Genomic DNA, 14,552 nt, shown 5'->3' on the forward strand with positions numbered 1-14,552 from the left:
AACAGCCGGTACCAGGAGGTCAGTGATGCCGGGGCCCAGCCGGGGCAGACCCGTGCGACGCCCGTTGTCCGTCCGGGGACCCGCTCCCCGTGCGCGGCGCGGGGGCAACAGCCGGGTCCGGCTCACGGTCGGCCGGTTGCTGCTGGTGGGCGCGCTGCTCCTGGCCGGGCTGAAGCTCGTGCAGGTCCAGGGCTTCCAGGCGGAGGCGCTGTCCGCGCAGGCCGAGCAGCAGCGCGCCACGCAGATCGAGATCCTGGCGCCGCGCGGCTCGATCCTGGACCGCAACGGCAACCAGCTGGCGTTCAGCGTGGAGGCGCGCGCGCTCTACGTCGTGCCGCAGCGGATGCGCCTGGAGTGGGCGAAGGCACTGGAGAGCGACCCGGACATCGGCGCCTTCGAGGACCGCCTCGCCGACATCGCCGAGTTCATCGAGCAGACGCTGGGCAAGGAGGTCGCCGGGCAGAAGACCGACCGCGACACCATGCTCGCGAAGCTCTCCCAGGACACCACGTACGTGGAGCTGGTGGACAACGTCGACCCCGGCAAGGCCGCCGTCATCACGGACAAGTACTACGACATCGGCTCCGAGGCGCGGGCCGTGCGCGTGTACCCGAACGGCGAGCTGGCCTCGAACATCATCGGCGCGGCGAACTGGCGCAAGGATACGGAGCCGCCCGCCACGCACGGCCTGCTCGGGTTGGAGAACGCGCGGGACAACCTGCTCGCCGGGCGCAACGGGCTGCGGGTCGTGGACACCATGCAGGGCAACGACGACGTGGTCATCCCGGGGCCGAACCGGTCGCAGGAGCTGGCCGCCGCCACGCCCGGCAAGAGCCTCGAGCTGACGCTGGACCTGGACACGCAGTACGCGTTGCAGCGCATGGTCACCGACTACACGGTCCGGACGGCGGCGCGCAGCGGTTCCGCGGTGGTGATGGACTCCCGGACCGGCGAGATCCTGGCGATGGCCAACGACAAGACGTTCGACCCGAACGACTTCGGCAAGGCCACCGACGACCAGCTGCGCAACATCGCGGTCACCTCGGTGTTCGAGCCGGGGTCGGTGAACAAGGTGGTGACCGCGGCGACGGCCGTCGAGGACGGCGTCTACCAGCCCGACAGCGTGCTGCGGGTCGACGGCAGCATCGAGGTCGCCGACCGGGTGATCGGGGACTGGTGGGACCACGGCCTGCTGGACATGACGTTCACCGGCGTGTTCGCGAAGTCGTCCAACGTGGGCACGCTGATGACGGCGCAGAAGATCGGCCAGGACCGGTACTCGGACATGCTGCGCAAGTTCGGGCTCGGCAAGCGGACCCAGTCGGGGCTGCCCGGCGAGGAGCCCGGGTACGTGCCGCCGTTGAAGCAGTGGTCCGGTTCGACGTTCGGCAACCTGCCGATCGGCCAGGGCCTGAACATGACGTTGCTGCAGATGACCGGGATGTACCAGGCGATCGCCAACGACGGCGTGCGCATCGCGCCGCGCATCGTGCGGGCCGAGGTGTCGGCCGACGGCAGCCGCAAGGAGATGAGCCCGCCGGAGACCGAGCAGGTCGTGTCGCCGCAGACGGCCCGCACGGTCCGTGACATGTTCCGCGCGGTGGTGCAGAAGGCGTCCGGGCCGGACTCGGCGCTGCAGAGCGGCACGGGCACGCCGGCGGCGCTGCCGGGGTACCAGATCAGCGGCAAGACGGGCACGGCGCAGCAGATCGACCCGAAGTGCGGCTGCTACAGCAGTTCGCAGTACTGGATCACGTTCGCGGGCATCCTGCCCGCCGACGACCCCAGGTTCGTGGTCGGCATCATGCTCGACAACCCCACCCAGAGCCCCCAGTCGGCCGCGCCGCTGTTCCACGACATCGCGTCGTACCTGGCGCAGCGCTACCAGATCCCGCTGTCGGCGGAGCAGAGCCCGATCGTGCCGCTGGTGCACTAGGGGCAGCGGCTCGACCTCGCACTACGTGGAATCTATTCAGGTTTGGTGACGGCAAGGCGGTCCGGAGTGGACGTGCCGGACGAACACTCTCCGTGCGCCGGTAGCCTTCCGCGCGTGCCTGCCAAGCTCGAGGGCAAGGTCGCGACCGCTCCGCCTCGCCCTTCCCGCACCCAGCCCGTTGCCGTGTCCGAGCTCGCCACGACCATCGACGCTCACCTGACCGCCCCCGACCGGGCGCACGTCCAGGTCAGCGGCGTGACCTTGCGCGCCCAGCACGTGCGACCCGGCGACCTGTTCGCCGCGCTGCCGGGCACGCGGGTGCACGGCGCCGACTTCGCCGCCCAAGCCGTGGAGAACGGCGCGGTGGCCGTGCTGACCGACGCGGAAGGAGCGGCGAAGGTCCACGGCGTGCCCGTGCTGGTGCACCCGGACCCCCGGGCGGTCCTCGGGCTGCTCGCCTCCGGCGTGTACGGCGACCCGTCCACCGAGCTCGCCGTGTGGGGGGTGACGGGCACCTCCGGCAAGACCACCACCAGCTACATGATCGAGTCGGCGCTGCGGGCCGCCGGTCGCGCCACCGGGCTCATCGGCACGGTCGAGACGCGCGTCGCGGGCAACCGGCTCGACAGCGCCCTCACCACCCCCGAGGCCCCCGACCTGCAGGCCCTGCTGGCCGTGATGGTCGAGTGCGGCACCACGGACGTGGCCATGGAGGTCTCCAGCCACGCCCTGCGCCTGGGCCGGGTCGGCGGTGTGGGGTTCGCGATCGGCGCGTTCACCAACCTCTCCCAGGACCACCTGGACTTCCACCCGGACATGGAGGACTACTTCCGGACCAAGGCCGAGCTGTTCGACGGCCGGGCCCGCACCGAGGTGGTCTGCGTGGACGGCGAGTGGGGCCCGCGCCTGGTCAAGGACGCCACCGTCACGGTCGCGACCACGAAGCCCGCCGACTGGACGGCCACCGACGTCACCGTCTCCGCCACCGGTGAGCAGACGTTCACCGCGCACGGCCCGGACGGCGTCACGCTCGACGTCGAGCTGAGCCTGCCCGGCGACTTCAACGTCGCCAACGCCCTGCTGGCCATCGCCTGCCTGCACGTGCGGGGCATCCCGCTCGACGCCGTCCGCGAGGGCCTGCGCACCGTGCAGGTGCCCGGCCGGATGCAGCGCGTCGACGAGGGCCAGGACTTCACCGCCGTCGTCGACTACTCGCACAAGCCGGCCGCCGTCGCCCTCGCGCTCCAGGCGGTCCGCGCCCGCGCCACCGGCCACGTCATCACGGTCCTGGGCTGCGGCGGCGACCGCGACACGGCGAAGCGCCCGCTCATGGGCGAGGAAGCCGCGCGGCGCAGCGACGTCCTGATCGTCACCGACGACAACCCGCGCACGGAGGACCCGGCGCGCATCCGGGCCGCGATGCTGCACGGCGCGCTGGCCGTGCCGGACGCCGAGCGCGGCGAGGTCGTGGAGATCGGCGACCGCCGCCGCGCCATCGAGCACGCCGTGTCCCTCGCGCGCACCGGCGACGTCGTCGTGGTCGCGGGCAAGGGCCACGAGACCGGCCAGGAGGTCGCGGGCGTCGTGCAGCCGTTCTCCGACGTGGACGCACTGACCGACGCGATCAGAGGAGCCACCCGGTGATCCAGCTCAGCCTCGCCGAGATCGCCGAGGTCGTCGGCGGCACGCTGCACCACGCCACCGGCGCCGAGGTGGTCACCGGCAGCGTCGAGTTCGACACCCGTGAGATCACCCCCGGCGGCCTGTTCCTCGCGCTGCCCGGCGCGCGCGTCGACGGCCACGACTTCGCCGCCCAGGCCGTCGAGCGGGGCGCGGTCGGCGTGCTCGCGGGCCGGGAGGTCGACGCGCCCGCGGTCATCGCGCCGCCCGTCGACCGGGCCGAGGGCAACGCCTACGTGCTGTCCGGCGACACCGACGGCGCGGGCGCGGCGGTGCTGACCGCCCTGGCCAAGCTGGCCCGGCACGTCACGGACCGGCTGGAGAACCTGACCGTCGTCGGCGTCACCGGGTCGTCCGGCAAGACGTCCACCAAGGACCTCATCGCCCAGGTGCTGGCGCCGCTCGGCCCGACCATCGCGCCGCCGGGGTCGTTCAACAACGAGCTGGGCCACCCCTGGACGGCGTTGCGGGCCGACGAGGACACCCGGTTCCTCGTCCTGGAGCTGAGCGCGCGCGGCATCGGCCACATCGCCGAGCTGTGCCGGGTCGCCGTGCCCCGCGTCGGCGCGGTGCTGAACGTCGGCAGCGCGCACGTCGGCGAGTTCGGCTCCCGGGAGAACATCGCCCTGGCCAAGGGCGAGCTGGTCGAGGCGCTGCCCGAGGACGGCATCGCGATCCTCAACGCCGACGACCCCCTGGTCGCGGGCATGGCCGGCCGCACGAAGGCCAAGGTCGTCCTCGTCGGCGAGAACCCGTCCGCGCAGGTCCGCGCGAAGGGCGTCGAGCTGGACGAGCAGGCACGCGCCCGCTTCACCCTGGTCACGCCGGTCGGCGAGGCGGACGTCCGCCTCGCCGTGCACGGGCCGCACCAGGTCGGCAACGCCCTGACCGCCGCCGCCATCGCCATCGAGCTGGGCGCGACCCCGGCGCAGGTCGCGGAGAGCCTCGGCGCCGCGGCACGGGTGTCCGCGCACCGCATGGCGGTCTCCGAACGTCCCGACGGTGTGACGGTCGTCAACGACGCGTACAACGCCAACCCGGAGTCGGTGCGCGCGGCGCTCAAGTCGCTCGCCACCATCTCCCGGTCCGCCACGCCCGCCCGCCGCAGCTGGGCGGTGCTGGGGCCGATGGCCGAACTGGGCGCGGACTCGATCCGCGCGCACGACGAGATCGGCAGGCTCGCGGTCCGCTTGGACATCAACAAGCTGGTCGTGGTCGGTCAGGACGCCCGCGCGATGCACCAAGGGGCGCACCTGGAAGGATCTTGGGGCGAAGAAGCGATTTTGGTGCCCGACGTGACGGCGGCCGTCGAGCTGCTGCGCGACCAGGTGCGGCCCGGTGACGTCGTCCTGGTGAAGGCATCCAACTCATACGGCCTGTGGCGGGTTGCCGAGGCTCTCCTGGAGGCGGGCAGCAAGTGAAGAGCATCCTGATCGCGGCGGCCATCGCCCTGATCACGTCGATCATGCTGACGCCCTACCTGATCAAGATCTTCTCCCGGCAGGGTTTCGGCCAGGAGATCCGCGAAGAGGGCCCGCAGAGCCACAAGACCAAGCGCGGCACGCCCACCATGGGTGGCGTCGCGATCCTGGTCGCGATGTGGGCGGGCTACCTCGGCGCGCACCTGGTGAACTCCATGTCGGCGTCCGCGCAGGACCAGACGCCGAGCGCGTCCGGCCTGCTGGTGCTGATGCTGACCACGTCGCTGGGCGTGGTCGGCTTCCTGGACGACTTCATCAAGATCCGCAAGCAGCGCAACCTGGGCCTGAACAAGACCGCGAAGCTGGTCGGCCAGTTCGTCGCCACGATCATCTTCGCCGTGCTGGTAATCCAGTTCCCGAACCGGGACGGGTACACGCCGGCCTCGGTGAACCTGTCGTTCGTGCGCGACATCAGCGTGGTGTCGTTCGGCGTCGTCGGCTTCGTGGTGTTCTGCTACGCCGCGATCAGCGCCTGGTCGAACGCGGTGAACCTGACCGACGGCCTGGACGGCCTGGCCGGCGGCACGTCCGCGATGGTGCTCGGCACCTACGTGGTGATCAGCTTCTGGCAGTTCCGCTACAACTGCTCGAACCTGCTCGTGGCCGGCTGCTACGACGTGCGCGACCCGCTGGACCTGGCGCTGGTCGCCGCCGCCGCGATGGCCGGCTGCATCGGCTTCCTGTGGTGGAACGCCGCGCCCGCCAAGATCTTCATGGGTGACACGGGCTCGCTCGCGCTGGGCGGCCTCGTCGCCGGCCTGTCCATCGCCACCCGCACCGAGCTGCTGATGGTCGTCATCGGCGGCCTGTTCGTGGTCGAGGCCTTGTCGGTGGTGCTGCAGGTCGCGGTCTTCCGCACGTCACGACGGCGGTTGTTCCGCATGGCGCCGTTCCACCACCACTTCGAACTCGCCGGGTGGGCGGAAACCACGGTGATCATCAGGTTCTGGCTGCTCGCGGGCATGTGCTGCATGCTCGGGCTCGGCCTGTTCTACAGCGAGTGGCTGACCGCGGTCGAGAGCTGACGATGGGCTTCCTCGCAGGTCGTCACGTGCTCGTGGCCGGCGCCGGCGTGACCGGCCGGTCGGCGGCGGAGGCGTTGCTGGCGGCCGACGCCGTCGTCACCGTGACCGACGGCTCGGCCGACCGCCTCGCGGCGCTGGAGCAGCTGCTGCCCGGTGTGGCGCTGACACCCGGCCTGGTCACGCCACCCGACGGGACCGACCTGGTCGTCACCAGCCCGGGGTGGCGTCCGTCCAGCCCGTTGCTGGAGGCGGCGACGGCGGCGGGCATCGAGGTGATCGGCGAGGTCGAGCTGGCCTGGCGGATGGGCCTGGAGCTGGCCGACCCGCCGACGTGGCTGGCCGTGACCGGGACGAACGGCAAGACCACCACGGTCGGGATGCTGGAGTCGATCCTGCGTGCGGCCGGCATCGACGCCGTGGCGTGCGGCAACGTCGGCCTGCCCGTGGTGGACGCCCTGCTGGCCGGTCGGCGGGTGCTGGCGGTGGAGCTGTCGAGCTTCCAGCTGCACTGGTCGCCGTCCGTGCGGCCGTTCGCCGGGGTGCTGCTGAACCTGGCCGAGGACCACCTCGACTGGCACGGCACGTTCGAGGCGTACGCGTCGGCGAAGGCCGGTGTGCTGACCGGCGAGGTCGCCGTGGGCGGGGTGGACGACCCCGTGGTGGCCGACCTGCTGGCCTCGTCCCCGGCCGCGGCGCACGTCGGGTTCACCCTCGGGTCGCCGGAAGAGGGCCAGCTCGGCGTCCACGACGGCCAGTTGGTCGACCGGGCGTTCGGGCAGGCCGACGAGGTGCTGCTGCCCGTCGCCGACGTCCACCCCGGCGGGCCGCCCGGCATCGCGGACGCGTTGGCGGCGGCGGCCCTGGCCCGTGCGCACGGCGTGCCCGCCGACGCGGTGGCGCGCGGGTTGCGCGACTTCAAGCCCGGGGCGCACCGGGCCGTGCTGGTGACGACGGTCGACGGCGTCGCCTACGTCAACGACTCGAAGGCCACCAACCCCCACGCGGCGGCGGCGTCGTTGCGGTCGCACGACAGCGTGGTGTGGGTGGCCGGTGGGCTGCTCAAGGGCGCGTCGGTGGACGAGCTGGTGCGTGACGAGGCCCACCGGCTGCGCGGGGCGGTGCTGATCGGCGCGGACCGCGAGGTGATCGCGTCGGCGTTGGCCCGGCACGCGCCGTCCGTGCCCGTGGTGGTGCTGGACGACGGTTCCATGGCCGACGCCGTGCGCGAGGCCCGTTCGCTGGCGAAGCCGGGGGACGCCGTGGTGCTCGCCCCGGCTGCCGCGTCGATGGACATGTTCACCGACTACGCCCACCGGGGGCAGTCGTTCGCCGATGCCGTGCTGGGCTTGGTCGGTCAGGCCGGGTAGGTCGAGTGGATCGAGTAGATGCTGTCCGGGTCCTTCAGGTAGGCGTGGGCGGCGTCGATCACGGCGCACGGCCAGGTCGTGCAGCAGGTGAGGCACCGGCCGGCGGTGTCGGCCTTGTGGGTGGTCAGGGTCGCGCGCAGGGCGGCCACCAGGCGCGGGACTTCGGTGCGCGCGACCGCGAGCACGGTCTGGTCGTCGGTGTCGTGCTCGGTGGTCAGCAGCTCGACGGTGTCCAGGTAGCCGAGCATGTCCTGGTTCAGCAGGTGGTGGGCGCGAGCAAGCGCAGCGGAGGTCATGCGGGCAAAGGTGCACCTCATCGGCCTGTGGTGCAACACGGCAATCTGCATATCCGCAGAAGTTCACCCGATCAGTAGCCCTGATTCCCGCTAATGTCGCACCATGCCGCAGAACCAAGGCCCGGGAGTCCGGCGGCGCGTCCTGGCGAGCGCGCTGACCCAACTCCGCGAAGAGGCAGGGCTCGACTTCGACGACGTGGTCGAGAACCTGGGTTACTCGAAGTCGAAGATCAGCCGCATCGAGTCCGCGTACACCGGTGTGTCCATAGTAGACACCCGGGCGCTGGCCGATCTCTACGGGGCCGATGCCGGGAAGACCGCCTGGTTGCTGCGGTTGGCCAAGGTCGCGAAGAAGCGCGGCTGGTGGCACGTGTACGGCGATGTCCTGTTCGACTGGTTCTCCGAGTACGTGGTCCTGGAGTCCGAAGCGGTCGCCATCGACACCTTCGAGATCGACCTCATCCCGGGCCTGTTCCAAACCCCGGCCTACGCCCGGTGGGTCATGCGCGCGCGAACGCCGGACGCGACCGACGACGTGCTCCACAAGCGAGTCGAATTGCGCCAAACCCGCCAGCGCCGGGTCGAGGACGGCTCGCTCGCCGTGTGGGCGATCCTCGACGAGGCGGCCCTCCGGCGGTCGGTCGGCGGTCGGGATGTGCAGGAGGAGCAGCTCGTCCACCTGCTCAAGCTGGCTGAGCTGCCTAATGTGACCTTGCAGGTTCTGCCATTCGGCAAAGGACAACACATGGCGATGGGAACTGCCTTCACCATGCTCAAGTTCGTGGACTTCCCGAGCGTCATCTACATCGACAACCTGACCGGTGGCCTGTATTTGGACGAAGCCACCGAGGTCGAGCGGTATAGCCTGGTGATGGATCACCTGCGAGCCACGGCCCTCGACCCACAGGAGTCGGTTGCGCTGATCAGGCGGGCGATCGGAGACCTCTAGCTCGGCCGAGGAGAACGCGATGTGGTCGGAGTGGCGCAAGGGCAGCCTCAGCAACGGCACGGGCAACTGCGTCGAGGTGGCCATATGGCGCAAGAGCAGCCGTAGCAACGGCGCGGGCAACTGCGTCGAGGTGGCCGTTTCGGCTGACGCGTTCCGGGTCCGGGACAGCAAGAACACCTCCGGACCGGTCCTGGAGTTCGACGGCCGGGCCATGGCGCTCTTCCTGGCCGGTGTCAAGCGGGGATGAATCTCGCTGACACGCGGGCGATGGTCACGTCTCACCGGCTCGCGCGGGAGACGATGGGCGCATGACTGCGGTGGACCGGAAGCCGGTGGGGGAGCGACCGCCCAGGGCGCCGCGCGCCAAGCGCGCGGTGCGGACGTCGTTGACCGCTTGGCTGGGTCGTCCGCTGGCGGACTTCCACCTGCTGCTCGCGATCTTCGGCGTGCTGACCGTGCTCGGCCTGATCATGGTGCTGTCCGCGTCCGCGCCGGGCGAGGTGGCGGTCGGCGCGTCGGCCTACAGCGTGTTCAAGAAGCAGCTGCTGTACGTGTGCGTCGGCGCGGTCGTCTTCCTGGTCGTCCTGCGCGTGCCGCTGCGCACGATCCGGCACGGCAGCACGATGGCGATGCTCGTCTGCGTGATCCTCCTGGTCCTGGTCCTCACCCCGCTGGGGACGACGGACTTCGGCGCGCAGTCCTGGTTCAAGGTCGGACCGGCCTCGTTCCAGCCGATCGAACCGGCGAAGCTTGCCCTCGCCCTGTGGGGCGCGCACGTCCTGGTGACCAAGCGCGCCCTGCTCGACCAGTACCGGCACCTGCTGGTCCCGGTCGTGCCGGTGGCGATGCTGGTGTTCGCCCTGGTGATGCTGCAACCCGACCTCGGCGGCACGATCACGCTCGGTGTCGTGCTGATCAGCCTGCTGTGGTTCGTCGGCGCGCCCGCGCGGATCTTCGGGATCATCGCGATCGGCGCGGTCACCGGCGCGCTGGTGCTCGCGCTCGGCGCGGACTACCGGCTGGAACGCGTGCAGACCTTCCTGAACCCGGAGGCGGACCCGCAGGGCTCCGGCCTCCAGGCGTTGCAGGCGATGTACGCGCTGGCGGAGGGCGGGTTCTTCGGCAAGGGCCTCACCAACGGCAGCTCCAAGTGGCGCTACCTGCCGAATGTGCACAGCGACTTCATCTTCGCCGTCATCGGCGAGGAGCTGGGCTTCATCGGCTGCGTCCTGGTCCTCGGCCTGTTCGCCCTGCTCGCGGTGGTCGGCCTGCGGATCGCGGCGCGCAACACCGACCCGTGGATCCGCATGGTGTCGGCGACGCTGACGGTGTGGCTGGTCGCGCAGGCCGCGATCAACATCGGCTACGTCGTGCGGTTGCTGCCGGTCACCGGCATCACCTTGCCGATGATCTCCTCCGGCGGCACGTCGGTCGTCACGACGATGTTCGTGTTCGGCATCCTCGCCAACTGCGCGCGGCACGAGCCGGAAGCGGTCTCGGCGTTGCGGTCCCTCGGACCAGGCCGGGTCGGCGGCGTGCTGAAGCTGCCCGCGCCCGTGGTCTACAAGCCGCCGCCGAAGCGGCGTCCCGTGCGGCCGTCGCCGCCACCCCGCGGCCGCAAGGCCGCCCCGCCGCCCGTGGACGAGCGGAGGATGGCCGGCCGTCACGCTCCGCCGTCGGAGTACCGTCGTCGCGAATCCCGAAAGGCCGGCCAGGACCGGGACGCGCGGTCCAGGCGGCGTGACGGGCGTTAGCGGTACCGGACAGCGGTACACCGACGCGAGGAGGAAATGCGTGACCGGGGTTCCCCAGCAGGCCGGACCGTGCGTGGTGGTCGCCGGAGGCGGCACCGCCGGGCACATCGAGCCAGCCCTGGCCCTGGCCGACGCGGTCATGCGGCTTCGGCCCGACGCGCGGGTCGTCGCGCTCGGCACAGAGCGTGGCCTGGAGAGCAGACTCGTGCCCGCTCGCGGCTACCCGCTGGAGCTGATCCCGCCGGTGCCCATGCCGCGCAAGCCGACGCCGGACCTGCTCAAGCTGCCGCTGCGGGTGCGTGGCGCCGTGAAGCACACCCGTGAGGTGCTGGAACGGGTCCGCGCCGACGTCGTGGTGGGCTTCGGCGGCTACGTGGCGCTGCCCGCCTACCTCGCCGCGCGCGGCCGGGTGCCGATCGTCGTGCACGAGGCCAACGCCAAGGCGGGCCTGGCCAACAAGGTCGGCGCGAAGTTCGCCGCCCGGGTCGCCGCCGCGGTGCCCGACTCGGGCCTGACCGACGCCGAGATCATCGGCATCCCGCTGCGCTACTCGATCACCTCCCTCAAGCGCGCCGAGCTGCGCCAACAGGCCCGCGCCCACTTCGGGCTGCACCCGACCGCGCCGACGCTGCTGGTGTTCGGCGGCTCGCAGGGCGCCCGGTCGATCAACAACGCGGTGTCCGGCGCCGCGTCCGCGTTCGCGCAGGCCGGTATCGGCGTGCTGCACGCGCACGGGCCCAAGAACACGGTCGCGGTGCAGTCGGTGCCGGGCGCGCCGCCGTACGTGCCGGTGCCGTACCTGGACCGCATGGACCTCGCCTACGCGGCGGCGGACGCGGTGCTGTGCCGGTCCGGCGCGATGACGGTGGCCGAGGTGTCCGCCGTGGGACTGCCCGCCGTGTTCGTGCCGCTGCCCATCGGCAACGGCGAGCAGTCGCTCAACGCGGGGCCCGTGGTCGCCGCCGGCGGCGGCCTGCTGGTGCCCGACGAGCAGCTGACGCCGGAGTGGATCACGGCGAACGTGGTCCCGCTGGTCGCCGACCGCAACCGGCTGGCCGCGATGACCACGGCCACGCTGAGCACCGGCCACCGCGAGGCGGACGAGGTGCTGGCCCGCATCGTGCTCGAGGTGATCGAGAAGTGAGCGACGTCCTGGACCGCGTGCACCTCGTCGGCATCGGCGGGGCGGGCATGAGCGGCATCGCCCGGATCCTGCTCGCCCGGGGCGCGCAGGTGTCCGGCTCGGACGCCAAGGACTCGCGCACCGTGCTCGCGCTGCGCGCGCAGGGCGCGGCGATCGCCGTCGGCCACGCCGGCGCGAACCTCGACCAACTGCCCGCCGGGCCCACGGCGGTCGTGGTGTCCACCGCGATCCGCGAGGACAACCCGGAGCTGGTGGAGGCCCGCGCCCGCGGCGCCGTCGTGCTGCGGCGGGCCGAGGCGCTGGCCGCGCTGATGCTCGACCACCGGGTGGCCTGCGTGGCCGGCACGCACGGCAAGACGTCCACCACGTCCATGCTCACGGTCGCGTTGCAGCACTGCCGGATGGACCCGTCGTTCGCCATCGGCGGCGACCTCAACGAGTCCGGCGCGAACGCCCACCAGGGCACCGGCGGCGTGTTCGTCGCCGAGGCCGACGAGAGCGACGGCTCGTTCCTGTTCTTCTCGCCGTCGGTCGCGGTGGTGACCAACGTCGAGGCCGACCACCTCGACCACCACGGCACCGTCGAGGCGTACGTGGCGGTGTTCGACTCGTTCCTGGAACGCGTCCAGCCCGGCGGCGTGCTGATCGCGTGCGCGGACGACCCCGGCTCGGCGGCGTTGGCCGAACGGGCCGCGAAGCTCGGCATCCGGGTCCGGACGTACGGCCGCACGGCCACCGGCGACGGCTCCGCCCGCCTGGTCGACTACCGGCCCGCCGACTCCGGCGGCATCGCCGCGGTCGAGCTGGACGGCGAGGTCGTCGACGTGCGCGTGGCCGTGCCGGGCGAGCACATGGCCGGCAACGCCATCGCCGCCCTGGTCGCGGCGCTGGAACTCGGCGCGGACCGCCGAGGCGTGCTGGCCGGGCTGGCCGCGTTCGGCGGCGTCCGGCGGCGGTTCGAGTTCAAGGGCCAGGCCGGGGGCGTGCGGGTCTACGACGACTACGCCCACCACCCCACCGAGGTCGCCGCCCAGATCGCCGCCGCCCGGCCCGTCGCGGGCGACGGGAAGCTGGTCGTGGTGTTCCAACCGCACCTGTACTCGCGGACCAGGCTGTTCGCCGAGGAGTTCGCCGCCGCGCTCGGCACGGCCGACCGCGTCGTCGTGCTCGACGTCTACGGCGCGCGGGAGGAACCGGAGCCCGGCGTCACCGGCGCGCTGGTGTCGGGCCTGGTGCCGTTGAACGTCGGCGAGGTCGTCTACGAGCCGTCGTTCGACCGGGTGCCCGCGCTGGTCGCGAGCATGGTCGCCGAGGGCGACGTGGTGGTGACCATGGGCGCGGGCGACGTGACCATGCTGGGGCCGGAGATCGTCGGCGAGCTGGACCGGGCATGAGCGGGCTCGCGAGCGGAACACCCGGCGTCCTCGCCGCGACGAGCGCCGGCGAGGCGTGACATGAGCACACAGGCGGCGCGTCGTCGCCCGGGCGCCCTGGGTGGCCCGGGGTCCCGGCCGGCGGCGCGCCGACGCCCGACCCGACGTCCGACGCGGGCCGACCGGTACCGGCGCAAGGTGGTCCGCCGCCGGCTCGGCGCGGTCCTCGCGATGTTCGTGGTGACCGTCGTCGTCTGCACGGTCTGGTTCACCCCCGCGCTCGGCGTCCGCGAGGTGGAGGTGCTCGGCATCGCCGACCTCACCGTCGACGAGGTCCGCACCGCCGCCGCGATCGAGCCCGGCACGCCGCTGGTGCGGCTGGACGTCGACGCGGTCGCCGCCCGGGTCCGCGAGCTGCCGCGCGTCGCCGGTGTGGAGGTCGAGCGGGTCGTGCCGGGCACCGTGCGGCTCACCGTGGACGAGCGGGAACCGGTCGCGGTGGTCGTCGCGCCCGAGGGCGCGCACCTGGTCGACGTGACCGGCAAGGACTACGCGACCGTCGTGCAGCCGCCGGACGGCCTGCCGGAGCTGAAGGTGTCGCCGGACGCGGTCGCGGCGGCGGTGTCCGTGCTCACCCGGGTGCCCGAGGCGTTGCGCGAGGACGTGCTGAGCGTCACCGCGGATTCACCCCTGGACATCCGGCTGATGCTCAGCGGCGACCGCGAAGCCCGCTGGGGCTCGCCCGCCGACACCCCGCGCAAGGCCGCAGTGCTGGACGTCCTGATGACCCGCAAGGGCACCGTGTTCGACGTGTCCAGCCCCGAGTTGCCCACCGTCTCGTAAAAGCGACGGCGTCTCGCAAACCTCGTGCGGCGGTGAAACCCGCCACACGGCGCATCCGCGAAAGTCGATCGTCCCGACGTGGTCCCGCAGTGATACTTCGGGCATGACGCAGACGCCGGTGGACAACCGGATCCAACTTCCGCACACCGGCGACGAACGCGCCCTGCTCACCGGTTTCCTCGACTTCCTGCGCGGCACGATCGAGTTCAAGTGCGCCGGGCTGTCCACCGAGGACGCCGCGCGCCCGGTGCTCCCCTCGCAGCTCAACACGGCCGCGGGCATCGTCAAGCACCTGCGGTGGGTCGAGCACTTCTGGTTCGAGGTGGCACTGTCCGGACGGCCCTCGCGCGCGCCATACACCCGGGAGGACCCGGACGCCGATTGGCGCGTCGAGCCGGGGGAGACGATCTCGGGATTGATCGCCGACTACGCTGAGCAGTGCACGGTGAGTCGGGAACTCATCGCGGACCTCGACCTCGACCACGAGGTGGCGTTCCGCGGGGACGATCGGCTTTCCGCGCGCTGGGTGCTGATCCACATGATCGAGGAAACGGGTCGGCACGCGGGACACCTGGACGTGGTGCGTGAACTGCTCGACGGGATGACCGGCGAGTAGGACCGCTCACCCGGTCAGGACACAACACGGCGTGGCTGCTGGACCGAGGCATTCGCGATGCATAACGTCCAGCAGGAACATACGGGGT

At 71.8% G+C, this 14,552-nt stretch carries 13 protein-coding genes; 12 read left to right on the plus strand and 1 reads right to left on the minus strand.

What is annotated here, in order from left to right:
- The first annotated feature begins 25 nt into the window (after positions 1 to 25).
- The 5 genes from EDD40_RS31170 (at position 26) to murD (ending at position 7,489) form a co-directional block, all read left to right on the plus strand.
- A complete protein-coding gene (locus EDD40_RS31170) occupies positions 26 to 1,936 on the plus strand; it encodes a peptidoglycan D,D-transpeptidase FtsI family protein (protein WP_123746098.1) in 1,911 nt (636 codons plus the stop codon).
- Between the two features lie 114 nt (positions 1,937 to 2,050).
- The gene (locus EDD40_RS31175) at positions 2,051 to 3,580 is read left to right on the plus strand and encodes a UDP-N-acetylmuramoyl-L-alanyl-D-glutamate--2,6-diaminopimelate ligase (RefSeq protein WP_170185252.1); all 1,530 of its coding nucleotides are present in this window, start codon (positions 2,051 to 2,053) and stop codon (positions 3,578 to 3,580) included.
- On the plus strand, positions 3,577 to 5,037 hold the full coding sequence (locus EDD40_RS31180) for a UDP-N-acetylmuramoyl-tripeptide--D-alanyl-D-alanine ligase (RefSeq protein ID WP_123746100.1): 1,461 nt from the start codon (positions 3,577 to 3,579) through the stop codon (positions 5,035 to 5,037). The genes EDD40_RS31175 and EDD40_RS31180 overlap by 4 nt, the downstream gene beginning before the upstream one ends.
- Entirely contained in the window at positions 5,034 to 6,122 is a 1,089-nt protein-coding gene (gene mraY, locus EDD40_RS31185) for a phospho-N-acetylmuramoyl-pentapeptide-transferase (RefSeq protein WP_123746101.1), read from the plus strand. Before EDD40_RS31180 ends, mraY begins: the two co-directional genes overlap by 4 nt.
- Positions 6,123 to 6,124: 2 nt before the next feature.
- A complete protein-coding gene (gene murD, locus EDD40_RS31190; protein WP_123746102.1) occupies positions 6,125 to 7,489 on the plus strand; it encodes a UDP-N-acetylmuramoyl-L-alanine--D-glutamate ligase in 1,365 nt (454 codons plus the stop codon).
- Here the strand turns inward: murD and EDD40_RS31195 are convergent.
- Positions 7,477 to 7,785: a hypothetical protein gene (locus EDD40_RS31195; RefSeq protein ID WP_148088958.1), complete on the minus strand. Its 309-nt coding sequence runs from the start codon at positions 7,783 to 7,785 to the stop codon at positions 7,477 to 7,479. The genes murD and EDD40_RS31195 overlap by 13 nt on opposite strands.
- A 103-nt stretch (positions 7,786 to 7,888) precedes the next feature.
- On the opposite strand from EDD40_RS31195, the gene EDD40_RS31200 reads away from it, so the two are divergent.
- The 7 genes from EDD40_RS31200 (at position 7,889) to EDD40_RS31230 (ending at position 14,464) form a co-directional block, all read left to right on the plus strand.
- The gene (locus tag EDD40_RS31200; RefSeq protein WP_123746104.1) at positions 7,889 to 8,734 is read left to right on the plus strand and encodes a helix-turn-helix domain-containing protein; all 846 of its coding nucleotides are present in this window, start codon (positions 7,889 to 7,891) and stop codon (positions 8,732 to 8,734) included.
- 19 nt (positions 8,735 to 8,753) lie between these two features.
- The gene (locus EDD40_RS31205) at positions 8,754 to 8,981 is read left to right on the plus strand and encodes a DUF397 domain-containing protein (protein WP_123746105.1); all 228 of its coding nucleotides are present in this window, start codon (positions 8,754 to 8,756) and stop codon (positions 8,979 to 8,981) included.
- Positions 8,982 to 9,042: 61 nt separating this feature from the next.
- A complete protein-coding gene (gene ftsW, locus EDD40_RS31210) occupies positions 9,043 to 10,488 on the plus strand; it encodes a putative lipid II flippase FtsW (protein WP_123746106.1) in 1,446 nt (481 codons plus the stop codon).
- Between the two features lie 40 nt (positions 10,489 to 10,528).
- Positions 10,529 to 11,632 carry an undecaprenyldiphospho-muramoylpentapeptide beta-N-acetylglucosaminyltransferase gene (murG, locus tag EDD40_RS31215; protein ID WP_246037936.1) on the plus strand — a complete coding sequence of 368 codons (1,104 nt, stop codon included), beginning with the start codon at positions 10,529 to 10,531 and terminating at the stop codon, positions 11,630 to 11,632.
- Positions 11,629 to 13,026: a UDP-N-acetylmuramate--L-alanine ligase gene (gene murC, locus EDD40_RS31220; protein ID WP_123746108.1), complete on the plus strand. Its 1,398-nt coding sequence runs from the start codon at positions 11,629 to 11,631 to the stop codon at positions 13,024 to 13,026. Before murG ends, murC begins: the two co-directional genes overlap by 4 nt.
- A 60-nt stretch (positions 13,027 to 13,086) precedes the next feature.
- On the plus strand, positions 13,087 to 13,848 hold the full coding sequence (locus tag EDD40_RS31225; RefSeq protein ID WP_123746109.1) for a cell division protein FtsQ/DivIB: 762 nt from the start codon (positions 13,087 to 13,089) through the stop codon (positions 13,846 to 13,848).
- Positions 13,849 to 13,951: 103 nt separating this feature from the next.
- A complete protein-coding gene (locus EDD40_RS31230; protein ID WP_123746110.1) occupies positions 13,952 to 14,464 on the plus strand; it encodes a DinB family protein in 513 nt (170 codons plus the stop codon).
- Positions 14,465 to 14,552: the final 88 nt, after the last annotated feature.

It is taken from the genome of Saccharothrix texasensis (assembly GCF_003752005.1).
Lineage (GTDB): Bacteria > Actinomycetota > Actinomycetes > Mycobacteriales > Pseudonocardiaceae > Actinosynnema > Actinosynnema texasense.